The organism is Paenibacillus pseudetheri (assembly GCF_924513355.1).
GTDB classification, from domain to species: Bacteria; Bacillota; Bacilli; order Paenibacillales; family Paenibacillaceae; genus Paenibacillus_AQ; species Paenibacillus_AQ pseudetheri.
This window is the reverse complement of sequence record NZ_CAKMAB010000001.1, coordinates 181,661-203,952: the sequence shown is the minus strand read 5'-3', so window position 1 is coordinate 203,952 and position 22,292 is coordinate 181,661. Positions and strand designations below refer to the sequence as shown.

Sequence of the window (22,292 nt, the reverse complement as noted above, 5' to 3'; positions counted from 1 at the left end):
CCTATATGAATTTATCCCGGTGTGTAATCCGGATTAATATCTCACGGCCAGTAGCCGGATCCGTGTAAACGATGTTGTTGTTGCCAAGGTTGAGATCGAAGAAATCTCCATCCATCATGTGCAGGGCGTTCTGTCCGTTTTTGGTGAAAGTAAGGTTTTTGGAATCGATAACTATGCGATCGCCCGGAGCAAAAGAACCCGTGAACACAATTTCGTCCAAGTGGTATCGGCTGCCGTTTGCAGTAAGGGTTCCGATACCGTGCATAATGGCTTGGTGTAGTCGTTCACGTATAAATGCAGCCTTCATGCTACCCTCCCCGGTCATTTTGGCAGCAAAACTGATCTCCCGTACAAATGATGCTTTCATTCCTCCCTCACCATGTAGAGCCGCTGATCCAGTTGCAACAACGTTTGCTCCAGCTTTCAGATTGCCATCACCACGCAGGACAGCACTACCGAACACAAACACTGAAAACTCACGGTTAAAGGCAATGCGGTTAAATGATCCTCGATTAAACATAGACACGCTTCCTTTCCCTGAAAGTAAAATAAGCCCCACCAAAGGCAGGGCGATATCATAAGTTCTCAAGTATCTACTTTGTGATGTTTACAGTCTTAGTTACTGCGTCATATACAACTGTAGCCCCTAGCGCTTCTGCTACAGCTCGTGCAGGAGTATAGGTAGTGCCGTTATCTAGTACTCCGTCAGCTACCTTCTTTCCGTTTACTTTTACTGTGACTCTATTGTTATTGTTCACCTGGTTCCCTTCTTTCTTCTTCAGGCCCAAATACTTTGCGATCCCGTTTACATGACCATCAATGATTGCTTGGATAACCACATTTTTTTTGAGTTTGGCAGCGTCGGTTGCCACATCCAAAAACAAATTCTCCGTGAGTACTGCTGGCATTTTACTCTCCCGCACCATGTGCAGGTTATCTGCCTTTTGTCCTCGGTCGATCATGCCAACAGCGACCTTATTGAGCGTGTCCATAATCTCCTTGTGTAGAACGTTTTGCAGTGCTGCCGATGCGGCTGAGGCTTTGGTATATCTAAAGGTCTCAAAGCCGCCAGAGCCGCCCCCAGCATTGCAGTGGATGGATACAGTGGCGTCAACTCCTGCTTTGTTGGCTAAATCTGTACGTTCCTTTAATTCCAAATACACATCTGAGCTACGGGACAGTAACACCTGCACTCCATCATAATTGGCTTCAAGCCGTTTTTTTATCTCTAACGACACTGCCAGTGCGATGTCTTTCTCTTTTAAACCATTCGCAACTGCTCCTGGATCCTTACCACCATGTCCTGCATCGATCAAAACCTTTTTCATTGTTCATTTCCCTCCTTCGCTTTAGCAGTTTGTTTAACCAGTTGGTTACTGTACACAGCTACTGCACTACATAAAATCGCTTGCAGCACACTATCCACGTTTAATCCAGTAGTCAGTACAACTAGGATGATTGCGGATAAAGTAACTACGTAAATGATTGTCCAATCAGGTACCTTTGGCGTTTGTTTAAGGATATACCCAATCACCCAGCACACTGCGACAACCATCAACAATTCCGGTTTAATAAAATTCGCAACTGCATTCCATTCCATATTAATTTCCACCTTCCATAGTAAATTTTATGATTGCCAATATAACGGCTCCGACTATAGTCGTCCCTAACCAAAAGATTGTTTTGTCGATTTTGTCTAATCTGTGGTGGGCTGACCTTGCAGAAGATAATGCCTCTACAGCTGTTTCGTTAGCCGTAATCGCACGATCTAATTTTTTGTCCATTTCATTTACTTTCGTTTCTACTCTCGTTATCCGTTGCAAAACCTCGGATTGTTCTACGCCCATCCCCATTCCCCCCCTCAATATAAATAGCCCCCGGGGATCCGAGGGCAAAATAAAACACGCTCTATAAGAACGTGTTCTAATTGCTGTTCAACTTAGTCATTCTGGAGTATCACTTCCTTGATACCCTATCAAATAAACTGTAAATCCCACTCGCGGCGCTAGGCATCGGTCTATTGGACTACAAGCCAGTTGAAGATCGATTGCGGTCGAAAAATTGTAGCAGCTCCTTTCCTAATAAAGAATAAATCATGCATTTGACGAGCGTGATTCATTTCCGTTAATTTCTAATCCATATATTAATATCAAAATCAGTATTCAACACTGAGTTTAAATAGCTAATAGCTAAGACTTTTCCAACACCAGTTAAAGTGAATTTTTTTATTGTTGATTCATTCCACTTTTTTGATAATGCTAATCTTTCAGTGGTTTGAAAATATTTTTGTCTAGTCAATTCATTAGCGGAAATATCTTCTTCGTACGGGGCCATACCGTCAAGTTCTATTTTATCATAGATCGCTCTTATTATTGGCTCTAAATGCTCATGATAACCATTTATCATTTCTTTTTTTGCAACTCCGGCAACTTCTAAATGATCAAAGTAAATTTCATCTGAAGCATATTTACTCCAATCATCTGTAATAATCAGTTCTAGCAAATTAAAAAGTCTGTCGATAGGATGTAAAATACTATGTTTAATCAAAAATAAAGCTGTAATGTACTTAATATGAGTAATAGTTATTTTTTCCATGGCGATAATCGATTCATTAATGGTTATCTTTTTTAAAGAGTCCTCGTCTTCAACTTGAAATCTGGTTTTTAATAAGTCCGATAGTATCTCTAAGGTTTCATACTTTTCATTTCTTGCATATTGTTTTTGAGCATTTATAACAGCATATTGGATATCTGGCTCGATAATTTTTCTAATTAACTCAGGAGATTCTTTCTGTAACTTTTCCAAAAACCTATTAATTAAATATTCTGCTCTTTCCAACGCGGTATTTTTAGCTACTTCACTAAGTTCGTAGAAATTATCTTTAAATGTCTGAAGCGCTATCTCTCTTGCATCCATATAACTAATTCCGTTATATATCGTCACAGTCTTTCCTTGAATATTTGTTGAGTTATCACCAGCAGTTATTTCCTTCTTATCTCCTAACATTCATATCACCGATCGTAACATTCACATCGTTACCACCTTGAATATTATTGGAATTGTTTCCTGAGGAAATAGATTGGCCTGACTGTTTTTTCTCCTTGTCCAAAAAACGTTTGACAAAGAAACCAATTATACCAAGTGCCATTACTCCCACACCGCTAAAAATCCAATCTTTATTATCAGCAATCCAATTCAATAATCTTCACCCCTAGCATGTAATATTTGTAATTATAATACATGTTAAGGGCGAAATCGTTTATTGTCTATATTTGTTCGTACCGAATTAATGGGTATTTTTCTTTAAGGTCAATCTCGGATTCGCAGTTGTCACATCTATGAACAAAAGTTGCATGTGTTTCATGCATTTTCATTTTACCTGTTGGTCTCATCTCACCGTTTTTGCAAAGGTCACACTTATACTTAACTCCAACCTGTTTCACTGGAAATGTCTCTTCCATTTAAAAACCTCCATTTCGGGCAAAATAAAAACGCCTACTATACGGCGCTATCTAATAACTCTTGTACTGCGCTTTTCCAACGCAACGGTACATCATCAATTGTCTTCAAGTCTTTTTGTATCAAATCAAAATAAACTTTAGCCACATTACTCACCTCCAATCAATCCAGCGATTTCAGCGAGTGCAAGTTGTACTTCAGTCTTGTCAGCTTCTTGAGCTTCTGCCAGTTCTGTTAGAGCTAGCTTGAGTTCTGTGTTCTCTGCGCGTAATTTTTCGAGTTCGGACTGTTCCGGTGGATGCGCTACTTGGTACTGGTGCCATTGTATGGAGAGTTCCGCATCTGTACGCTCGATCATTTCGTCTCCAGTTACATACCAGCGTGGTATGACGCCGTTGTACCACAGGTCTAAATTAAAATGCCTACTACCGCCCTCAGTTACAAGAATATCTCCGTCTTTTGCCTGTTCAAAGGCATCAGAAAAAGCGTGGATCACGTTTCCGTCGGTATCAACACGAATATAATGACTATAGCCAACCATACATAGTAACCTCCCTATAATTCAGCGTCTGCTGTATAATGTCCAAAGGATTCATAGTACCCTGCTGTCAGAGACGGGATTACGCGGAATCCTGTTTGATTAATAGAATCTATTGCCGTAACAAAGCTCGATAGAGTACCTCCATTCCAAGCACTTGCTTTTCCTGCAACACCCGACATATCGTACACAATTACAGTCGGTGGCATTCGTTTTGGCTTACTAAATAATACGCGCCCTCCATAGGTATTTGCCGCTGTTGATCCGTACATTTGATAGTGACCAGGTATGCCAACGGAACTACCAGGATCAACGTGCTGGTCATAGCTCTTCTCAAAGTATCGTTGACACAAGGATAGCTCCTCTGAGACAAATCGCGGTTGAAACGGCAGCGCTGACTCTCCGATATTTATTTGGATTTGAGCGATATCAATATTTCCCGCAGCTCTAAATGTTTCTGCGGTGGCACCTCCCAGATTGATTGATCCAGTAGTAGACCCCCACATCGAATACAATGACAACTGCAAGTAATCGTCATTATTGGTCCCGAAAATTTTCCCAACGAGAGTACTGGCTTCAATCGGAACCTCATACTTAGTCCATGCAGTGTTGAGTGTTACTACCTTTCCAGCCAAATCCTCCACCGCTGTGGGAGTTCCTCCCGTGCCGTATGACACTTGCGCCCCGACTCCAAGACGTTTCCCTGGAATACTCGACCTCGCGAAAAATGAAACAGTGAACTTTTTCCCAGAACCGCATAAATATTTTGCTCCACTTTCAATGCGTTGAAATAGGCCGTAGAAAGCTGAGACACCAAATCCGCTGCCTGCGCCATTTGTATTTAATCGGTAGTGCCAGAACGCACCTGGAATATCGCCTGGAGATGCGATTTGACGTGAATGAGTAATAGATGGCAATGACCCTCCACCAAAAATAGAGAACGCTGCGAAAAAACGATCTGCTATATAACTCATGCTTGCAGGGTTAACGAAAACATACCCACGCTGCCAAACATCGAAATTACCGTTAATGATAGCCTGCCGATATGCGTTATAAGGAATGTTAGCCGCCGCTAGAAACAATGAATCCCCACCAGATGTATTGCCGATATACAAGTCCTTGGTATCCGTGCAATAACCTGGCTCCGCAAGGCTCAAACCGCCTTTCGCGGTCAATTGCGCTTTAGTACCTCGCATAAGTTGTATCTTATTTGCCATAGTATACCTCCTTAAAATGTACCGCCGTCAATGGTGTCAGATGCCGATAAGTAACCTTGTGCCTTCACAAACGCCGTGGATGCTGCCTTTGTACTATTATCCGCAGTAGCTTGTGTAGTCACTGTTGGATTGCCAGTAAAGTTAGGACTTGTGAACATTGTGGCCTTACTCTCATTGGTTACGTTGCCTAGCCCTACGTCCGCAGCAGCTAGCACTACAGCCCCTGTCTTACCTGCCACACTGGACACCGCTGCCGTCGGAGTTAAAATTTCCAGCCAATTTGCTAGTGTGGAGGCAGGGGAAGCCTTTAGCACAAAAGTTTTATTGAGGTCAGAACGAATGGCAATATCCCCAGTTTGAGCGTCCAAAGCCAACATTGCCGCTTGTGAAGCCACCGCAAATGGTTCTGTAATGGATAGTGCAGGTAGTACGCTCGTATCAAGCTTGCCACCACCGTCCAATACTGGGACATTCCCCGCAGCTGTTCCGGTATTTTTACTAGCAGCTGTGCCTGCATCTGTAATTTTTGTAAGCGACAAGTTTGGGATGTCCGCTGCCGTGAGTTGTACCGCTGATGTGATACGTCCCTTGGCATCAACAGTTAATTTAGTGTAAGTTCCTGCGGCAACTCCAGTATTAGCAAGCACTAGTGTAATAGAGGCATTCGCTGATCCATCAAAACCACCGCTTGTGCCAGTACCGTCTCCTGTGATGCTAATCGTACGAGGTGTTTGAAGCTTAGTCGCTGTTGTTGCATTTGCTTGGTCTGGATTTACAATAACTTTATCTGAGCCGTTACCGACATACACTTTACCTGTATCAGTAGCAAGCGCGAGTTCCCCAGCTTCCAATGTTAAGCTTGGTATATTTGCGGATAATCCGCGTTTAATTTTAATAATTGGCATTGATCATTTCCCCCTTTAATATATTCCACCATCTATAACGGGCCCAGCCGGATCATTACCGTCAAATGTGCCGCCGTTAATCGGCATGTATGCCAAAAAATCAATCAGATCAAGAATGTTGGCTCGAACAGTATTATGGTCATACGCAGTATAGTATCGTGCCACCTTTGAGCCGATAACCCATGCTTTTGCAGTCGTACCATCAAATCCCCTCGTACATCCTGTTAGATTATTTCCGGTTTTACCTGTATAAAAGACCGTCTCCGCACTCTCGTCAGATCCGATTGTTAGGAGATTCGGAGCCGCTGGCAGCTTTGTTGCATCTGTCACAGTTACAGTTGTCGCTACTGCCGTGAGTGCCACTGATAGCTCAGTACCCGGCGAATTGGCTATCGCTGGATACATAGTTTGTTGTGCCAATAGATTCGCCCTCCTTTAGCTCAGGCTCAATTGAAGTTGGCCTACCAAGAATTTAAAAATGTCATTAGTTAAAATACTCCGGACGTCTTGCAAGTCTCCAAACATAAGCAAGTTTCCTCCTGATGCAGCATCTCTCAAACCAATATGAGTAACTGCGTTCCAGTTTGCGGTTGCTGTAGGAAATACTAAATCAGCGTTGTTTTTAATTGTCTTTATGTTACTTTCTAGTGCTGGGACATTAAAAATAACAGTACGTCTCACGTAACTGCCACCAACTACCTCTTGGCCTGTATCCATTTTAGTGGGATTGCTTGTATATAGAGCTACATAGATCGCAGATGGTGGAGTATATGGCACACCTCGAAATACATGGTTCAAGAGTGCTGTTTCTAAATAACTGGAAAGGTTGTTCATGAAAAATCCCCCCTTAATCAATTTTGTATTCGTTCGTTATGCGAAACTTCGGGAGTGTACTCGTCCCATTATTGGTCAGGATGATCACTGCCTCGGATCGGATATTACCCTGAGATTGGATTTGTAACTGTGTCGGTGAACTGGTGATTACTTGCTCGGTGATATGCTCTTGAACCGAATAAGCAAACGGGTCGAAGGCTACCAACTCCAATTCAAACATTCCTATGCTGTTATAGATCAACCTTTCTAGTGATGCTGATCCAGCATATCTGACCAGATAGAACTTATCCGGTTCAAAAGCACGTCTTAGTTCCAATGTTCTGGGCCTACCATTAGCATCAGTCAGATGCCTTGCAAGATCCCTTACACGTTGCTGCAAACTTGCTGCGCTTGGCAAATCGTAATTAGTACCATCGGCAACAAATGCACAAGAAAAAGAAAAGACGCGTTCCGTTAGGTCCGCGCCAAAGTCATATTGTCCGTGTTTACCCGCTATTGTTACATTCATATCTCTGGTGCTAGGGAGCAAAGGATCTTTGGTCTCTTCAAGCACTCTAAATCCTAAATCTACGTCCCTAATACCTCCAAGAGTGATACTACTTGTCATGTTAATCCAAGCCCCCTTGTTGCCCGAGTGAGCAAACTCATTTGACGGCGGGATACATTGGTCTCTATCTGCTTGCCATCAAGATAAATGTTATTGTGTAAGACCATATCCTGGTCACCTAGCAACCCTCCCTGCGTTCCACTGGAAGCCCTAGCGTCATTCGCTAACGGCTGAATACGGCTGTCAATTGCACTGAGGCTTGGCGAGCTGAGATCCATAGCGGCGGCATCTGCCATGTCTTGAGCAGCGCCTTCGACTGCTGACATCTGACGTTCCATACCTAGCGCTAATCCTTTACCGATGAACTCCCCAATCGCAATCATTACACGGCTTGGTGATTTGATCTTTAACTTGTCCTTTATGCCATCCGTTGCCGCTTGAGCCGTTGCTGCTGCAGCGTTCGAGATAGCATTTGTTCCGGACTGCATGCCTTTGATAACGCCATTGACGATCTGCAGACCGTACTCCTTAGCTTGAGTTTCCGCCCATTTCTTTTGTGCGGCGGTGCCGTTAGCAAGTAGGCTGTTAAGATAGCCAATCTCATTGGACATATTCGGCGATGTGGCTGCCGCTTTGGTTGTTTTACCTACCATAGCGAGGATATCATCCACTGCTGCCTTGATGCTGCTCTTGGTGCTGTTAAGACCACTAAGCAATGCTTCCCCAAATGATTGCCCTGCGTCCTGCCATCTGGGGTTGTACTCAGTAAGTAGGTCTATTAGCTCTTTGTTGTTACTGTCCAGCATAAGACGTCTTACTTCAGCTTGCAGAGACTCCTCAGAGCTCAGTGTAGTGAAATGGGTCTTAGTAGCATCCATTTCCTTGTTAAGCCCGTCAATAGTTGCCTGATTCTTCTTTTCTTCGTTGCTCTTTTTGGTTTCGTATTCTTGCTTTAAGATTTCAGCCTTCTGTTCGGCTTGAGTCTTGATACGGCTCATTTCGCTTTTGAGATCATCGATTTGTGCTTGTCGTTGCTCAAGCAGGTGTTTCCGTTCCCGCTCGGCAAGCATGTCGTTGAGTTCATCCTGTATCTTCGCTCTTGATTCAGCAGTGTCGGCGTCAGCCAATTCCTTTTGTTTATCAGTTAGCTTCTTCTGATATGCTGCTTCTTCAGCTGCTTTGTCCTCGGCTTTGGTCAAGCCCTCTATGCTGTCAATCTGATCTTGCAAGCCCAGTAACTGTGCCTGAGTCTGAGCGTCAAGCGTCTTGATCATTGCTTGGTACTCAGCGTCATATCCTGCGATAATAGCATCTGAAGCCGCCTTGTGCTGGTCAACACGCTTTTGCAAAGCGTCTGTAGCGACCTTCTCCTCTTTCGCGTAACGAGCTTTTAGTGCAGATACAGCAGCCGTGTTGAGCGTTTCAATTGATTTGACTTGCTCGTCATACAGCTTCTTTGCTTCAGCCGCTGCTTCTTTGGCAAGATCGGTCCGGATCTTATTGACCTGCTTATCAATGGCAATACGCTCAGTGGTACCGACTTTATAGCGAGTTTGAAGCTTCTCCCATGCCGCGAGCTCCTGTTGAAGAGATATCTCATTAGCCTGTTTCTTAGCCTCGATGTACGTCTTGGAGGCTTCAAACTGTTTTTTAGCCTCGGCCGCAGCATCTTTGGAAATCTGTTCATTCGCTTTTTTGATTTCAAGATTGATTGTCTGAATTTGAGCGCTAGTCTTGGCGTACGCACCCTTAACCTTTTCGAGTGACGCAATATAAGCCGCTTCATCAATCTCACCCATCTTGAATTTATACTGGGCTGTATCTAAGGCGGCGTTGAATGCTTTGTTTGCTTCCGTTGCTGCTTTGGATGCGGCAGCAGCAGCTGCTTTCTGAGCTTTTGTTGCAGCTGCCGCAGCAGCCTTCTGTGCTTTTTCCGAAGCTTTCTCTGCACCTTTGGCAGCAGCTGCTCCAGCTTCACCAGTCAACTGTTCAATTGCAGCTTTTGCCTTGCCCTTAGAGTTATTTATACCTACGGCTAATCCCTCGGATATGTTTTCCCCGTATCCCGTTGTCAGTCGAGAAGGTGAATGAATACCAAAGAAATTCTTGATTGAATCACTAATCTTGTTGGCTACTTCTTTGGTTTTATCAACCGCAGCACTTGCCATACTGCCAATACCATTTACGAGCCCTTGCATGATTTGTTTACCGATTTTTGAGAGGTCGATACCTTTAAAAAACTTCATTACACCTTCCCAGATATCAACAATCACACTTTTGATGGTTCCAAATACATTTTTAATTGAAGATAACATACTATTAAAATTCTCGACTGACTTCGTCCATATCGACCGTGCAGCACCTGTTACAGCTTGGGTAAGAGAATTCCATATTGAGGCGCCAAGCGTTCTCAAGCGAGTGAATATTCCAATCCCTTCGGTAAACAAATTTTTGAAGAAATTGATAACGCCGCTGACCATTTTAGAAATTAGACCATTCGCAGATGACTGTAATCCCTTAAATGCATTTACTATCCCTTCACCCATGCTCTTCATTAAGCCGACACCAGACTTTAGAAGGTTAGTAAACAATGTTTTCAGTCCACCAAGGAAGTTCAGTGTCATTAATCCCATAACGAAATCAATTGCTCCACCAAGAAGTTGCTTGATTCCTTCCCACATCTTGGACCAGTCACCTGTGAAGAGCCCGGTAAAGATTTTAATGAGACCCATGATTATGTCTAAAGCGCCGCTGATAATGTTCTTAATGGCTGTCCATACCATTTCGATGATGAACTTGATAGCTGGCATGATAAATTCAATAACTTTCTTTATTCCATTAAAGGCGTTTGTCACTGCCTGTAAAATCTGCGTACCGTTCTCATCCCAGAATTTCTTTATCTTATCAATCTGACCCATGATGAATTCACTAATAACTCCCCATACAGAAAGGGCTACACTTTTTATAGACTCCCATGCAGAATTTATAGCATTTCGCACGGTTTCATTTGTGTTGTATAGATATGTGAGCCCGGCTACCAACCCTGCGACTCCTGCGATTATCAGCCCGACCGGACCTGTTAGCGCGGCGAACACTGGCATTAAAGCAGAAACCGAACTAACGACATGTCCTAAGATAACAAGCAACGGACCGATTGCAGCAGCAATTCCCGCTATCGTGATAATCATCTTCTGAGATGACGGACTGAGTGACCCGAATTTTTCTGCAACGTTTGTGATTTTATCAATCAATGGTTGCATAGAGTTAACTGCATCTAAAACGACTGGCATAATGGCATCACCAATCGTTATAGCAATATCGTTAAGCTTGTTTTTAAGTATCGTCATTTGACTTGCAAAAGTCTTATAACGTTCAGTTGCTTCATTTGTCAGTGCTGAATTATCATCCCAAGCTTTATTCGAAACATCAACAGCACCTGCGAATAACTCACTAGCATTACCAGCACGTAGTAAACTGTCTCGTAGTCGGATTTCAGAGATGCCCATTTCCTCTAGCATATTAATAGCGGAGGTTCCTGCTGAGTCTGCATCACCAAGTCCGTTTATAAATGCACCAAGAGCGCCTACAGCATCATCTTTGAACGCTTTGCTGAATTGTTCAGAAGTCATCCCCGCAATTTTACCGAAGTTTTGTAAATCTACTCCGCCATCGACGATGTTACCCATTTGGGTCTGCGTCATTCCTAATGCATCCGCTAAGGCTTTAAACTCCTTACTGTTATTGTCTGCTAGTAATTGCAGATCTCGGAGTGACATGCCTGTCGCTTGTGTGAGAGTATCCATTTTATCCATGCCAGAGGCTGCAACCTGCATACGGACCATAACCCGAGATATTGCCGAACCTCCCATTTCCGCCTCAATACCTACGGATGATAGAGCAGCCGCTAAACCTAAGATATCAGCCTCAGACATACCAACTTGCGATCCCGCACCAGCCAGCCGTAAAGCCATATCCGTGATCTCAGATTCCGTAGTTGCAAAGTTATTACCTAACGCAACGATTGAGCTGCCCAGTCGGTCAAATTGATCCTGCGGCATCTTAGTGATGTTCGCCAGTCGTGCCAAAGCACTAGCGGCCTCATCGCTCGTCATATTAGTGGCGACGCCTAAGTCAACCATTGTCTTAGTAAAGCCTAGGATCGAGCTAGTTTTGATACCCAACTGTCCAGCTGCTTCGGCTACTCTAGCGATATCTGATGCAGATTGCGGCATCTCTTTCGCCATGTTCCTGATGCCATCACGTAACTGAGCAAACTCGGCCTCGGTAGCATCAACAGTCTTTCTCACACCAGCAAAGGCAGATTCAAAGTCTGATGCGACTTTAAGTGAAGCACCGCCGACCGCAACGAGGGGAACAGTCACGAGTGACGTCAAAGATTTACCTACATCAGCCATGCCCTTGCCGAACTTATCTACTGACTTCTGTGCTTGTTTCATTGCATCATCTAATCCAGTGTTATTCCCCAAGATGTTAATGACAAGATTGCCAAGTAAACTCATGATTCCCCTCCTTCCGGCCGCTTGATGCGGTTACCATATTTCTCACGGAATGCCGCTCGATCTGGCGTTTGATTGCCATCACCGCGAACTCTCCGCTCCTTTTTAGGCTGTTCTTTCGCACCAAAAAGGCCGACCCCAATGCGGCCGACCAAGATGTTCGATTTATTCTCTTCATGCTCCATTCCGTAATCGTAGTACATCATGATCTGGGGAAAGGACATGTGATCCAACATATATTCAGGTGTTGCCCAGGAGTACATTGCACCCATTCGCGCAAAAATACGCCCCAGCTCTATAGGCTGGGGCTCCCCTCGTTTTTTCCTGGTTCAGCGCCTGCTCTCTCTTTCAGTGGAGCTAAGACGAACTCAATCAATTGCATTAATTGCTCAAAATCTGTATTGTCTGCAATCCATTCCTCAGTGATTTCGGGAAAAGATGGTTTACAGATACAAATGATTTGTTTGAGAACGGCGGAAAAGCTATCATCCCCACCATTCTTTAATTTGTCTTGATCTTTTGCGATATCCAGAGTTACTCGGGAAGGAATACGAGATACATCAATGCTCTTCCCGCTCAGAATAACGATACGTTCGGCAGGGACAACTTTATCTAAGTCAAGAATTGTTGGTTGTTTTGACATTATTATTACACTCCCTGTTCATCGTAGATTTCGAAAAGTTGTTCGCCGACAGCGCGGTTTGCATCCAAGGTACCGTTCATACGGATTGGTGTCATTGCAGGATCCTCTGCATCAGCTTCAGGGAATGTGATATTCAAACCACTTTCCGGTGTCGCTTTGTAAATGGTAATTTGGAACCTTTTTCCTGCGTCATCATAGTTCGTAATTCGCGCTACCCTTGGCTGGAAAGTACCAATACCTCCAGAAAGGAATCGTTTTGCTGATAGAGGTGTATAGGTATAGTTAACTGTCACGGCATCCCCAGAGGTGATACCCCCACCCTCAACCCTAGCAATGGCTGTGAATCCAGCGCTATCTACGGCTAAGATATAGTCTGTTCCAGCCACCAATGTGGTTGCACCCTTCTTTACAGTGACCGCTGTAACAACTGTCCCAGCTCCATTCTTATTCAAGAGGCGCTTCTGCGTTTGTCCGGATAGGGTCACCGCTTCATTGGTTATAGTTTTCGGTGTACCAGCAATGTCCTCAATCTTATCGATACCGCCACGGATTGTAGCCAGAGTAGCGAGATTAATTTCCATCAGATCCCCCTCAATGCCAGCGACGTGATTGCTCATTCCTGTTTTGATTACCCCGGCATTATCACTAGTTACAGTCATTTCATCCCATGTTTCCTCAAAAACGATACTGTTCATCGCTCCGAGGTCAATAAGACTGTTAATGTCAGGCCCAACCTCGAATTTTGCAGAGCCAAACCGGATAGTATTCCCTGCTTGCACTGTCGTCATATTACGTCCCATATTTGTTATTCCTCCCTGTAAATGATTTTGAAATCTGTTGCGATATGATAGAGCTTAGTGTCACTCTCGTACATGTCCCTGCTTCCTTCCCATACGCCTTGCAAAACCCTAACCCCACCCATGTTACCTTTGTAACGTTGGAGGGCACTACGGATCTCCTCTGCCAGTTCCTTTGCCTCACCATATTTAGTTGAGAACACAGAGAACTGAAATCGAGGGTAGGCAACAGCAATGTTATGATGAGCCACCCCTGATATTTGCAGATAAGCTATGGCCGGATAAGTCGGTTTCTCAGGCAGCCAACCAGGATGAATTCGATTACCGACAACCGATTGAATCTCTTTGATGGATAGCAAGTAATCTCTCAATTTTGTTTCTATAGCCATTAAGCACCTACTCTCTCAACCACAGCCTTGACGCCCTCTATCAGCAGCTTCCTGACCTTCGCCCTGCTCTTGTCCATTGCAGGTCTCATGAATGGACGTGGAGGCTGATGACTGCTTCCATACTCGTAAAAGGTAACGTAAAAAGGGGCATACGCGGAGATATCTCCATTGCGTGCCCCTACAGATACATTTGCGTAATAGTTACCTTTTTTCGATATCCCTATATTCATCTGCAGAGAGAAGCGAGTTTTGCTGGTCTCACCGATTGGAACTCTTGAATCAGCCTCACGAAATACGATTTCAGCTGCCTTAGATATAAGATCTCGAATCTCTTTGGTGATCTCGGCATTTGCTCGCTTAAGCTGTCTTATCACTTCATCCGCGCCATCCACCCGAATATTTGACCTTGTGTTCCGCCGTGCCATTATTGACGCTCCTTACACATGAGTTGTAGCTCCTGCATGTTAAAAGATGGATGGATGATGTAAAGGATCTCAAACTCAATGCTTTTGTAGCGAACAACCATTGTACGATCAATCCCTTCACGGTACCTTACTCGGATACGTGTAGTAACATCGGCGGTGACCTGTGCAGCAGCAGCTCGGTCCTGCCCTCTAAGGGGCTCTATACTAGCCCATAGTTTTGCTACTTCAATCCAATCATCTGTTGGTTGCCCCCAATCATCTAAATCATCTTCACCAGGAGGACGAAAGATGGCCACTCGCTTATCAAGTCGATTGACTAGAACAGTCATGCTTCATCATTTCCCTTGTCATTCTTCTCAGTGGATCGTGAGGTACTGCGAGCAGTTCGCTTATTTGATTTTTCATCATCGTTCGTACCGATGAATCCACGCCTTTGTAAATCAGCAGCTCGTTCAGCTTCTGCTTTGTACTTCGACCCAACCTCGTAAATTTCGCCTGATCCCTTATCCCTGAACTTCTTCAATACGGGATATTCCATGCCATATCACCCCGTTTTCAGTTGTAAAATCAAGCTTTCCAGCGAGAAATTGAATTTCTCAATCTTCTCAGATGGATCTCGATGTTCGTAGTTAATTGAACAGTAGAGCATTACGGCCAGTTTATATCTGGCCGTTCCATGCTTGTCCTCTGGAACTCCTGCTTCAGCAAGATATTCCTCTGCTGCTGCAACAAAAAGAGCGAGGGTAACATCCTCCTCGCTCCCATCTATTCGCAAATATTCCTTCAATTCATCAAGCTGTAACTCAAACATAATGGGCTCCTTTCCGCCCTATACGGTCGGCACCCAATCCAGAACGGCAGTATACACCGTTCCAGCGGTTGTTTTTACTTCGAAACTGTACTGTCCAGCTGCATTATTGTCACTGAACCACAACGTCTCTTGATCATCCGGAGTTAGGTTCACTCCATTTTTCTTGATGTAAGTGGCCGCTCCAGCTTTGAGGGAAATCCTCACTCCGTCACCATCCAACAGTTCGAACTCGGTATGATTCACACCTTCATGTTCACCCTCTTGGCCTGTTGGCTTGAATGTTGCTGGTGAAGGAGTTAAGACTTTTTTGCGATGCGGAATGCAGATTTCAGCTTGATTTTGTGATCCAACCATGCGGTAAGAACGAACAATTCAACACCTGTTTTTACATCCTTGTCGCGGTCATACAGTACCTGCGGGTCGTAGTTAAAGTGCGAGTAACGGAAATCGCCCACGATAGGGTTGATTGCTGAATCGCTGAATACAACCGGCTTACCAAGCACCTGCTCCGGTTGCGCACTGTATAGTGTGGCATTGCCGTTTGCCAAAGTCTCAATGATGTCAAGGTAATCCGCATACCGCATTACAATCTTTGCGTTGTCACGGTAATCCTCGTGCAGAGCACCGATCGCTGATTTAATCGCCTTGAAGAGGTCTACCCCAGTGACAACTGTGATGTTGTTCTGCGTCGAATAGAAGGACATATGCTCTTCCCCCGCCTTTGGAGTGGTAGCAAATGCTACTTTCTTCTCCTTGCCAGCAAGGCCACTTTCAAGTGCCTGATCCACGGTTTGAACAAGGTTTGTATCTGTGGCTGCCAAGATTGTCTCAGAGACTGGAACGTAGATTTTAAACTTGTGTCGACCAAAGGTAACAACGTCCCCTTCTGCCTTCAATTCCTTTGCAGTTTCCGTGTCTAAAATGAAGTCATCATCATCCAGAGTGAAGGTGACCTTCGGAATTTCGAGGTTCGTAACACTGGTGACGGTCGATACTTCTCGCAATGGGTTTTTGACAAACGGCTCATGCAACAACTCCGTTGTCATTGTAGACGGCAAAATCTTTTCTCCACCAGTAGAGTTGCCGTCTCCCAAGGCAGCCTTAATCTCAGGAGAAACACTATTCCCACCAATAACTGCCCGGATAAGCCCCGCTTTTGCAGCAGTTTTCTTGGCTTTAGGGTCAGAAAGGTCAGAGCCTGGGGCTGGAGTTTTAGAAGCGAGCAAGGCGGCCTGAGCTGCTTCCATTTCGTCGTGCTCTTTTTGAAGAATGTCAAAACGTGCTTTCAGATTTGCTTCTTTGGTTTCGAGCGCCTTAATGTCCTCAATGCTTGCATCAGGCTTAGATGCCTCAACCAATTTATCTTGCTTTGCTGCAGCGTAAGCCGCACCGATAGTTACCAAATCATTTTTTACGTCGAATAGTGTTTTAGCCATTAATAATACCTCCCAGGTATGATTGCAGATTTTGTAATTCTAATTGAGCATTTCGTGCGATCTCATTACGTCTTTCCTCAGACAACCCATTTTCAGGTTCTGGAGGTTCTTCTTTCGGAGCAATGGCTGCAGGGACATTCCGATACTTAGCAAGCAGTTCCTTTCCCGCCAGCGCGGCTATCTGCTTGGACTGACCAACCACATCACAGAGGCCATAATCAAAAGCTTCCTGCGCCGTAAGCCAAGTCTCAGCTTCCATAAGCGCAATCAAGTCATCCTCAGCCAATTTGTCACCAGCCTTAGCAAGGTACGCTTGCCGAATAGGACCCTCATCGACCTTATCCAACATATCAGCAGCTTCTCTGAGATCCTTTGCATTGCCTGCCGTGTAGACCCATGCATTGTGGATCATCAGCATCGCATTGCTTGGAATGGTTATTGTGTCACCGGCCATAGCAATTACAGATGCGATTGAAGCAGCCAAGCCATCCACATGCATGTTCACAGTGGCCTTATGGCGCTTCAGCATGTTATAGATAGCCACACCCTCGAAGACATCTCCACCAGGAGAATTGATATAGACATTTAGTGTCTTGATGTCGCCAAGTGCATCTAGTTCAGACTTGAAGCTCTTAGCCGAATGGGCGTAATATCCACCACCCCATGATGCGATTTCAAGATACATATACAAATCCGCTTCGTCAGTGGCTTGGTTTTTGAATTCCCAAAACTTTTTACTCATTCTTTGTACTCACCCCCTTTCTTTGCTCAACTGGCGTATCTATTGGATAAAGATCGCCGCTAATATAAAGCTTTCCTCCACCATCTTCTGGCGGTAGTTCTTCCCAAGCACGTGCCTCGTTTGGCTTAAATACGCCTGAACGGATCATCTTGAAATAGAACTCTCCTCTGGTTGCCATATCTCCACGCAAAAGAGCGCCAAGAGTGAACTTAAAGTACAGTCCCCTTTGTCGCTGTTGTGCTGTGAGAAGCTTCCGGTTAAATTCTTGTTCATATTGACGGACAATAGGTAGTAGCGTGTAAGTAACAAATTCAAGACTCATTTGCTCCATGCTACTATAACTGGCACCGTCCGTTTCTCCGACCATTGTTACTGGCATATTGAAAACCGTGGCGACACGAGAACGAGTGATTTTTTCAACCTCGAATACCTTGGAGTCAATGAAGTTACGGTTGATCTCCTTGATTTCTGTCCCGGACTCCTGAATAATTACTCCGCCGTTTTCTTTGTAAAATTGGGCGAAGTTGCTCCAAATCTCTTTTTTCTTCTCTTCTCCAACATGAGCATTCAGCTTTAGGATAAAAGACGCCTTGATAGAAGAGTCTAATTGATCCAGTGTGAACTTGCGGACAGCAGCGTCAAAGTCGATTGTGTTCCGGAGGACATCAATCGGGCTAATCCCTTTGTATCCGTTCTGAGAGGTCTGCACATGGTTTACATGCACCATGTCCATGTTATGGACGTAGTAGGTTCCCTTGTCTCCCCGAACCATGTACCATAACTCATCAGTATCTTGTTCAACAACAGGCTCAACTTTTGTCGGGTCAAGTACAAGGAGTGCTTCGACTTCATAGAAACGGTTATACTTCTTCAGTGCATAACCATTACCATATACATTCCGATGGGTCTCCAGCAGTCGAATGAATCCAAATGAGGTCATATTTCGGTTTGGAGCATTTGCTACTAGGTCATTCAATTCTGTGTAAACTGGCTTGTATTCCTGATACAGCTTAATTGGAAGAACAGCCAAAGAATTTGAAAGCCTGGAAACAGCCGCGAATATCGTTTCGTTCGAAGCTAGTTCGCCGCCTACTTTGCCTCTGAAGATCGAAAGACCATTTCTAAACCAACTTGTGAAATTTTCTGTTCCTGTTGGCGCCTTATTACGGACCACATTCCAAGCCAGCTTCATTCGTTGCCCTAAGTTCATTTTTTATCATCACCCCCTTAACAGATCGCTGATTGAAACAAAGGATACTTCACCAGTTGGTGGAGCTACAGCAAGCCGTTTCATTACCTCTACATGGGCATTCAAAAAGGCCGCAAACCCGTCAATTTTACGGTAGCGACCTTGTTTAGTAGGTATTTTATTCCGGTTTCTGTCCTCAACCAGTTTGACGTTGTTGATATACCATCTGAATAGTCGGTTGTTGTTGTAAATGACTTTTCCGTCAATAAACAATTCCTTCAAATCATCCATAGCTGGTCCAAGAGTTAGGTGTCCTTGTCGGACAACTTCACATTCGAATCCATAGGCCTTCAGCGCCTCTACAAGCCCAAAGGCTTTAGCTGGGTCATACATAATCTTTTCAATACCATATTTTTTTGATTGTTCCACAAACCAATCAAAAATGAACTCTTTTTTAACGTATTCGCCCGGAATAATCGTTAAAAGTCCCATTTCTTCGTATTCTTTGTACGGTAAATCCTCGTTAGCTTGCTTTACTTTCTCTGCCGGAATCCATGAATGAGAGATGGTAAACACTTCACCCGTCTCTGCGATCGGGAACTCAAGGCAGGCACTAGTGAAGTCCTCACTATCAGATAGGTCGAATGCTCCGATACATCCTTTACCCTCGAACTGTTTCGGGTCCCGTTCCTTGTTGTTTCGCTTCAAAACCTCAAAGGATAAGAATGACTCAGCATCTGATCTGACGAATATGTTTAACCGTTTGGTTATGAAGTCATTCCGCTCGGCTGGTATATGCTTGCGGTCTTCCCATTCCTTAATCATCTCTTCAAGCTTGATAGTTACTCCCAAGTTTGGATTAGCCTTAATCCAATTGTCCGGATTCTCAATGTCGTCTCCTGGATCAAGCTCGGCCATGAAGTAAAAGGCGTGTTCTGCTGGTATGACACCATCCAGAACGTCAGCTGCCTTGTCGTAGTAATCCATCAGTGGGCCATCCAACTGATATCCAGCTGTTGTGATGTAAAGGATCATTGGTTGCGAACGGGCACCAGTGGAGTTCTTGATGACGTTGATCAGCTTGTACGTCTTGTACTCATGGATCTCGTCAAAAGCACCCATGCTGCAGTTCTTACCATCAAGCTTTTTACTGTCGGTTGCCAACGGTAGGATCTTGGACATTGTTTTCCGAAATCGAATCTCATGTAGCGTCTCGTCAAAGTGTTTTCTCAGTAAAGGGGATGCCTTAATCATTGCCTTACATTCATCGAACATATCTTTAGCTTGTTCTTTGGAGTTTGCCAGCTGATATACCCGAGCGCCGTTCTCCCCGTCCTTCGATGCTCCATATAGAGATAGACCAGACACCACTGCTGTTTTACCGTTTTTTCTGCCCATAAAAATAAGCCCCTCGCGAAAGCGACGTAGCCCAGTATCTTTATGCACCCACCCATAGAGTGAGCCGATTATGAAATGTTGCCACGGTTGCAGCTCCAGTCGATCAAAGTCACCCATCGAGGGCTTACAGAACTTTTCAATATAACCTACTGGACGGTATCCCTTTTCCTCATCAAAAACAAACGGAAATTCACGAGTTCCTTGCCTTTTTAGATCATTTAAATGACGTTTACAAGCTTGATAAACCTTTTTCGACGTAATAATGAGGTGCGCTGTGACCGCAGTTGCATATTGTGTGGTTTGAAGTTTAGAAGCTTCAATAGCCAGTAAATTCGTCACCTTTATCGCCACCTTCCGGATCAACTACACCGGAGACCTTTCTGTCCGAGGCGGGGGTCAATTTCAACTCGGCCTGTAGCTTCCGCTGGTGTTCAATAATTTTGATTACCGAGTCCACTGACTTGTTCTGTCTATACATTTGCTGTGATCCATTGATAAAAAGCTCGACCACACCACGAGCTTTTATGTCTGCCAAATGCTGCTGTTTTAACTGTTCAAGCAAGGCCAAGTTATCTGTAATCATGATGGTCCGATCAGAAAGATTATCATCAATCTCTAATTCTCGTATCACAATATCAAATAATTTCTTAGCTGCTCTATCCTTGATCTCCCGTTTTGGTTTGTGTTCCATGACACCCCCCCCTCATATATGAAATGGTCATACGCCGAAAACGAAACTGGGGGCGCGGTCCCCTGTGCCTTTGCTTTTAACTTTTAAGGGAGGGGGGGCTGGTCTTATTTTGTTCCATTTTTTCACCCCATTCATTTCCACATCTATTTATCGATACATTGTCACAGCTTCTCTGAGACTCACAGAGCCGTTATAACATTCACACGAACACTTGTTAGAGTTTTACCGGAATACTCCTGTAATACCATCTCAATTAGCTTTGATGACTTATCTACATCTCACAATCTATTGGCATCAGAACACTTCACTATTTCCTTTCGAGACAATGAATCTCGCCCTTCGGTTTGTTACAGGTTTCTCTACCTTCTCCCCTGCAACCCCATGCTCTTTGTTATGGCAGCTATTACAGAGGCTTAATAGATTCTCTAGTACTAAAGCAAGATCAGGGTACTCACTCAGAGGCTTGATGTGATGGACCATGTCAGCTGGAGTCAATCTTTTACGCTTTATGCAGTGCTGACATAGATAGTTGTCTCTTATGAGTGCCTGCTCTCTGGCAAGCTCCCATGCTGTGGACTTATAGAACGCCTTTGATCCCTTGTCTCGCTTGTAGCGGTCATAGTAACGGTTCTGGTCACGCCTGCTGCTTGTCATACTTATCAGCCTTTCATCTTAGCTCAATTATCGGCACTGCTGTGCCAATGACAATCCCTACCCATGCTGCGCGGCTATGGAAGTAATACTGAAGTATCTCTTTAATGGTTCTCATCCTTCCCTCACTTCTTAATCTCCAGGTCTTCCTGAACACTATTGAGCACTAAGCGCGTTCGTCCGATCAAATCTATGTGCAAGTTGCCTTGACCGACTTCATGCGCTAAGGCGATGAGTCTATCCAGGCACGCAAGCTTATCGTCTAAACCGCTGTTTCTCTCAAGGCCGCCCAGCCCATCAGATAGTTTCTCAACGCCCTTCAGTGCTTCTTGCACCTCTGATGTGTCGATGTTTAGCTTGACCTTGATGTCACCTACAGCAGTAGGCACTCCACTCTGATGTTCTGCCTGTTCACCATCAAACATGAAGATATCCGGTCCAGTATCTTCATGTTCATAAAAGACTGGAGAAATTGCTCCATCAATAATGGAAGCTCTTTCCTCATCCGTTAGTGTGCTGATGTCATCTACCTCCAGCACACGCTCAATGTAGTGCTCTCCCATACTTACTGTGGTCTGTACTCTTAACATTGCCTTCACCCTTTCTTTTGGATTACTGCTTTTATCAAGCCCACTCAGGTCTACCCAGCCGAGCGGTTCAAGCATTCCTCCACACTTGCACGTAATGCCGTCTTTCTTGCCTGTATCATAATGAATCAGCCTGCACTCAATACATCTGTATTTCATTACTTGCTTTGCTTTAGTCTCCAATCTATGTCATCCTCCCTCAATGTTTGCTCTCACCCTGTCCATTCCTGCCTTGATCTGCGCTTGTATATCTTTGACCTGCTTCAACGTTGCAGCCTGATCAACTCTTGGGTTCTGAAGCTTAGTCTGTACCAGTCTGATCTTTGCCTGTAGCTCCCTTACTTCCAGATCTGTATAGAAAGCAACATACTCATGCTTGCAATGTGGGCATATGAAGTACGTCTTCTCTATAGCTCCTGGTAGTCTTGCTGTCTGGAAGCCGTTCACCTCGAACTGTTTATTACAGCCTTCGTTACAAATGGCTGGCATGGCTTTGTTATTGCTTTTAGGGCTCAC

At 44.5% G+C, this 22,292-nt stretch carries 31 protein-coding genes; all 31 read right to left on the bottom strand.

The annotated features are described in order from the left end of the window. Position 1: 1 nt before the first annotated feature. A complete protein-coding gene (locus L1028_RS00860) occupies positions 2-520 on the bottom strand; it encodes a phage distal tail protein (RefSeq protein WP_234530035.1) in 519 nt (172 codons plus the stop codon). A gap of 73 nt (positions 521-593) precedes the next feature. Then, positions 594-1,328: an N-acetylmuramoyl-L-alanine amidase gene (locus tag L1028_RS00855; protein ID WP_234530034.1), complete on the bottom strand. Its 735-nt coding sequence runs from the start codon at positions 1,326-1,328 to the stop codon at positions 594-596. Beyond that, a complete protein-coding gene (locus L1028_RS00850; protein WP_234530032.1) occupies positions 1,325-1,600 on the bottom strand; it encodes a phage holin family protein in 276 nt (91 codons plus the stop codon). The genes L1028_RS00855 and L1028_RS00850 overlap by 4 nt, the downstream gene beginning before the upstream one ends. A gap of 1 nt (position 1,601) precedes the next feature. Beyond that, positions 1,602-1,847: a hemolysin XhlA family protein gene (locus L1028_RS00845; protein WP_234530029.1), complete on the bottom strand. Its 246-nt coding sequence runs from the start codon at positions 1,845-1,847 to the stop codon at positions 1,602-1,604. Between the two features lie 277 nt (positions 1,848-2,124). Continuing rightward, positions 2,125-3,006 carry an LPO_1073/Vpar_1526 family protein gene (locus L1028_RS00840; RefSeq protein WP_234530027.1) on the bottom strand — a complete coding sequence of 294 codons (882 nt, stop codon included), beginning with the start codon at positions 3,004-3,006 and terminating at the stop codon, positions 2,125-2,127. Further along, positions 2,993-3,199: a hypothetical protein gene (locus tag L1028_RS00835; RefSeq protein WP_234530026.1), complete on the bottom strand. Its 207-nt coding sequence runs from the start codon at positions 3,197-3,199 to the stop codon at positions 2,993-2,995. The genes L1028_RS00840 and L1028_RS00835 overlap by 14 nt, the downstream gene beginning before the upstream one ends. 299 nt (positions 3,200-3,498) lie before the next feature. Next, positions 3,499-3,606: a CD1375 family protein gene (locus L1028_RS31170; protein WP_253074700.1), complete on the bottom strand. Its 108-nt coding sequence runs from the start codon at positions 3,604-3,606 to the stop codon at positions 3,499-3,501. Position 3,607: 1 nt separating this feature from the next. Continuing rightward, positions 3,608-4,000, bottom strand: a complete 393-nt coding sequence (locus L1028_RS00830) for a hypothetical protein (protein WP_234530024.1) — start codon at positions 3,998-4,000, stop codon at positions 3,608-3,610. Between the two features lie 14 nt (positions 4,001-4,014). After that, positions 4,015-5,214 (bottom strand): hyaluronate lyase N-terminal domain-containing protein, encoded by a 1,200-nt coding sequence (locus L1028_RS00825; RefSeq protein WP_234530022.1) that lies wholly within the window; start codon positions 5,212-5,214, stop codon positions 4,015-4,017. 11 nt (positions 5,215-5,225) lie between these two features. Continuing rightward, positions 5,226-6,119 carry a hyaluronate lyase N-terminal domain-containing protein gene (locus L1028_RS00820; protein ID WP_234530020.1) on the bottom strand — a complete coding sequence of 298 codons (894 nt, stop codon included), beginning with the start codon at positions 6,117-6,119 and terminating at the stop codon, positions 5,226-5,228. 15 nt (positions 6,120-6,134) lie between these two features. Further along, positions 6,135-6,539: a hypothetical protein gene (locus L1028_RS00815; RefSeq protein WP_234530017.1), complete on the bottom strand. Its 405-nt coding sequence runs from the start codon at positions 6,537-6,539 to the stop codon at positions 6,135-6,137. Positions 6,540-6,554: 15 nt separating this feature from the next. Further along, the gene (locus tag L1028_RS00810) at positions 6,555-6,953 is read right to left on the bottom strand and encodes a phage tail fiber protein (protein ID WP_234530016.1); all 399 of its coding nucleotides are present in this window, start codon (positions 6,951-6,953) and stop codon (positions 6,555-6,557) included. A gap of 13 nt (positions 6,954-6,966) precedes the next feature. After that, entirely contained in the window at positions 6,967-7,560 is a 594-nt protein-coding gene (locus L1028_RS00805) for a phage tail domain-containing protein (RefSeq protein WP_234530014.1), read from the bottom strand. Then, on the bottom strand, positions 7,557-12,020 hold the full coding sequence (locus tag L1028_RS00800) for a phage tail tape measure protein (protein ID WP_234530012.1): 4,464 nt from the start codon (positions 12,018-12,020) through the stop codon (positions 7,557-7,559). The genes L1028_RS00805 and L1028_RS00800 overlap by 4 nt, the downstream gene beginning before the upstream one ends. After that, positions 12,017-12,289, bottom strand: a complete 273-nt coding sequence (locus L1028_RS00795) for a hypothetical protein (protein ID WP_076275385.1) — start codon at positions 12,287-12,289, stop codon at positions 12,017-12,019. Before L1028_RS00795 ends, L1028_RS00800 begins: the two co-directional genes overlap by 4 nt. Before the next feature lie 23 nt (positions 12,290-12,312). Next, positions 12,313-12,660: a hypothetical protein gene (locus tag L1028_RS00790; RefSeq protein ID WP_234530010.1), complete on the bottom strand. Its 348-nt coding sequence runs from the start codon at positions 12,658-12,660 to the stop codon at positions 12,313-12,315. Between the two features lie 5 nt (positions 12,661-12,665). Then, on the bottom strand, positions 12,666-13,460 hold the full coding sequence (locus L1028_RS00785) for a hypothetical protein (protein ID WP_234530008.1): 795 nt from the start codon (positions 13,458-13,460) through the stop codon (positions 12,666-12,668). A 5-nt stretch (positions 13,461-13,465) separates the two neighbouring features. Beyond that, positions 13,466-13,846, bottom strand: coding sequence for a tail completion protein gp17 (gp17, locus tag L1028_RS00780; protein ID WP_234530006.1), 381 nt, complete (start codon positions 13,844-13,846; stop codon positions 13,466-13,468). Then, positions 13,846-14,271, bottom strand: coding sequence for an HK97-gp10 family putative phage morphogenesis protein (locus tag L1028_RS00775; RefSeq protein WP_234530005.1), 426 nt, complete (start codon positions 14,269-14,271; stop codon positions 13,846-13,848). The genes gp17 and L1028_RS00775 overlap by 1 nt, the downstream gene beginning before the upstream one ends. Continuing rightward, positions 14,271-14,600, bottom strand: coding sequence for a phage head closure protein (locus L1028_RS00770; RefSeq protein ID WP_234530003.1), 330 nt, complete (start codon positions 14,598-14,600; stop codon positions 14,271-14,273). The genes L1028_RS00775 and L1028_RS00770 overlap by 1 nt, the downstream gene beginning before the upstream one ends. After that, positions 14,597-14,809, bottom strand: a complete 213-nt coding sequence (locus tag L1028_RS00765; RefSeq protein WP_234530001.1) for a hypothetical protein — start codon at positions 14,807-14,809, stop codon at positions 14,597-14,599. Before L1028_RS00765 ends, L1028_RS00770 begins: the two co-directional genes overlap by 4 nt. 6 nt (positions 14,810-14,815) lie before the next feature. Further along, positions 14,816-15,082, bottom strand: a complete 267-nt coding sequence (locus L1028_RS00760; protein ID WP_234529999.1) for a head-tail connector protein — start codon at positions 15,080-15,082, stop codon at positions 14,816-14,818. Between the two features lie 18 nt (positions 15,083-15,100). Continuing rightward, positions 15,101-15,436 carry a hypothetical protein gene (locus L1028_RS00755; RefSeq protein WP_234529997.1) on the bottom strand — a complete coding sequence of 112 codons (336 nt, stop codon included), beginning with the start codon at positions 15,434-15,436 and terminating at the stop codon, positions 15,101-15,103. Further along, a complete protein-coding gene (locus L1028_RS00750; protein ID WP_234529995.1) occupies positions 15,379-16,518 on the bottom strand; it encodes a phage major capsid protein in 1,140 nt (379 codons plus the stop codon). Before L1028_RS00750 ends, L1028_RS00755 begins: the two co-directional genes overlap by 58 nt. Further along, positions 16,511-17,260, bottom strand: coding sequence for a head maturation protease, ClpP-related (locus tag L1028_RS00745; protein WP_234529993.1), 750 nt, complete (start codon positions 17,258-17,260; stop codon positions 16,511-16,513). The genes L1028_RS00750 and L1028_RS00745 overlap by 8 nt, the downstream gene beginning before the upstream one ends. Next, entirely contained in the window at positions 17,253-18,470 is a 1,218-nt protein-coding gene (locus tag L1028_RS00740; RefSeq protein WP_234529991.1) for a phage portal protein, read from the bottom strand. Before L1028_RS00740 ends, L1028_RS00745 begins: the two co-directional genes overlap by 8 nt. A gap of 9 nt (positions 18,471-18,479) precedes the next feature. Then, positions 18,480-20,186, bottom strand: coding sequence for a terminase large subunit (locus L1028_RS00735; RefSeq protein WP_423802994.1), 1,707 nt, complete (start codon positions 20,184-20,186; stop codon positions 18,480-18,482). Then, a complete protein-coding gene (locus L1028_RS00730) occupies positions 20,164-20,538 on the bottom strand; it encodes a P27 family phage terminase small subunit (protein WP_234529987.1) in 375 nt (124 codons plus the stop codon). The genes L1028_RS00735 and L1028_RS00730 overlap by 23 nt, the downstream gene beginning before the upstream one ends. A gap of 294 nt (positions 20,539-20,832) precedes the next feature. Next, positions 20,833-21,192: an HNH endonuclease gene (locus tag L1028_RS00725; protein WP_234529984.1), complete on the bottom strand. Its 360-nt coding sequence runs from the start codon at positions 21,190-21,192 to the stop codon at positions 20,833-20,835. Between the two features lie 122 nt (positions 21,193-21,314). After that, the gene (locus tag L1028_RS00720; protein ID WP_234529982.1) at positions 21,315-21,959 is read right to left on the bottom strand and encodes a hypothetical protein; all 645 of its coding nucleotides are present in this window, start codon (positions 21,957-21,959) and stop codon (positions 21,315-21,317) included. A gap of 6 nt (positions 21,960-21,965) precedes the next feature. Then, the gene (locus L1028_RS00715) at positions 21,966-22,292 is read right to left on the bottom strand and encodes a hypothetical protein (protein WP_234529980.1); all 327 of its coding nucleotides are present in this window, start codon (positions 22,290-22,292) and stop codon (positions 21,966-21,968) included.

Bases quoted from the DNA above. Each gene is read 5' to 3' on its own strand.
- L1028_RS00860 (WP_234530035.1), bottom strand. From the start codon at position 520: ATGTTTAATCGAGGATCATTTAACCGCATTGCCTTTAACCGTGAGTTT.
- L1028_RS00855 (WP_234530034.1), bottom strand. From the start codon at position 1,328: ATGAAAAAGGTTTTGATCGATGCAGGACATGGTGGTAAGGATCCAGGA.
- L1028_RS00850 (WP_234530032.1), bottom strand. From the start codon at position 1,600: ATGGAATGGAATGCAGTTGCGAATTTTATTAAACCGGAATTGTTGATG.
- L1028_RS00845 (WP_234530029.1), bottom strand. From the start codon at position 1,847: ATGGGCGTAGAACAATCCGAGGTTTTGCAACGGATAACGAGAGTAGAA.
- L1028_RS00840 (WP_234530027.1), bottom strand. From the start codon at position 3,006: ATGTTAGGAGATAAGAAGGAAATAACTGCTGGTGATAACTCAACAAAT.
- L1028_RS00830 (WP_234530024.1), bottom strand. From the start codon at position 4,000: ATGGTTGGCTATAGTCATTATATTCGTGTTGATACCGACGGAAACGTG.
- L1028_RS00825 (WP_234530022.1), bottom strand. From the start codon at position 5,214: ATGGCAAATAAGATACAACTTATGCGAGGTACTAAAGCGCAATTGACC.
- L1028_RS00820 (WP_234530020.1), bottom strand. From the start codon at position 6,119: ATGCCAATTATTAAAATTAAACGCGGATTATCCGCAAATATACCAAGC.
- L1028_RS00810 (WP_234530016.1), bottom strand. From the start codon at position 6,953: ATGAACAACCTTTCCAGTTATTTAGAAACAGCACTCTTGAACCATGTA.
- L1028_RS00805 (WP_234530014.1), bottom strand. From the start codon at position 7,560: ATGACAAGTAGTATCACTCTTGGAGGTATTAGGGACGTAGATTTAGGA.
- L1028_RS00800 (WP_234530012.1), bottom strand. From the start codon at position 12,020: ATGAGTTTACTTGGCAATCTTGTCATTAACATCTTGGGGAATAACACT.
- L1028_RS00795 (WP_076275385.1), bottom strand. From the start codon at position 12,289: ATGGGTGCAATGTACTCCTGGGCAACACCTGAATATATGTTGGATCAC.
- L1028_RS00790 (WP_234530010.1), bottom strand. From the start codon at position 12,660: ATGTCAAAACAACCAACAATTCTTGACTTAGATAAAGTTGTCCCTGCC.
- L1028_RS00785 (WP_234530008.1), bottom strand. From the start codon at position 13,460: ATGGGACGTAATATGACGACAGTGCAAGCAGGGAATACTATCCGGTTT.
- gp17 (WP_234530006.1), bottom strand. From the start codon at position 13,846: ATGGCTATAGAAACAAAATTGAGAGATTACTTGCTATCCATCAAAGAG.
- L1028_RS00775 (WP_234530005.1), bottom strand. From the start codon at position 14,271: ATGGCACGGCGGAACACAAGGTCAAATATTCGGGTGGATGGCGCGGAT.
- L1028_RS00770 (WP_234530003.1), bottom strand. From the start codon at position 14,600: ATGACTGTTCTAGTCAATCGACTTGATAAGCGAGTGGCCATCTTTCGT.
- L1028_RS00765 (WP_234530001.1), bottom strand. From the start codon at position 14,809: ATGGAATATCCCGTATTGAAGAAGTTCAGGGATAAGGGATCAGGCGAA.
- L1028_RS00760 (WP_234529999.1), bottom strand. From the start codon at position 15,082: ATGTTTGAGTTACAGCTTGATGAATTGAAGGAATATTTGCGAATAGAT.
- L1028_RS00755 (WP_234529997.1), bottom strand. From the start codon at position 15,436: ATGGTTGGATCACAAAATCAAGCTGAAATCTGCATTCCGCATCGCAAA.
- L1028_RS00750 (WP_234529995.1), bottom strand. From the start codon at position 16,518: ATGGCTAAAACACTATTCGACGTAAAAAATGATTTGGTAACTATCGGT.
- L1028_RS00745 (WP_234529993.1), bottom strand. From the start codon at position 17,260: ATGAGTAAAAAGTTTTGGGAATTCAAAAACCAAGCCACTGACGAAGCG.
- L1028_RS00740 (WP_234529991.1), bottom strand. From the start codon at position 18,470: ATGAACTTAGGGCAACGAATGAAGCTGGCTTGGAATGTGGTCCGTAAT.
- L1028_RS00730 (WP_234529987.1), bottom strand. From the start codon at position 20,538: ATGGAACACAAACCAAAACGGGAGATCAAGGATAGAGCAGCTAAGAAA.
- L1028_RS00725 (WP_234529984.1), bottom strand. From the start codon at position 21,192: ATGACAAGCAGCAGGCGTGACCAGAACCGTTACTATGACCGCTACAAG.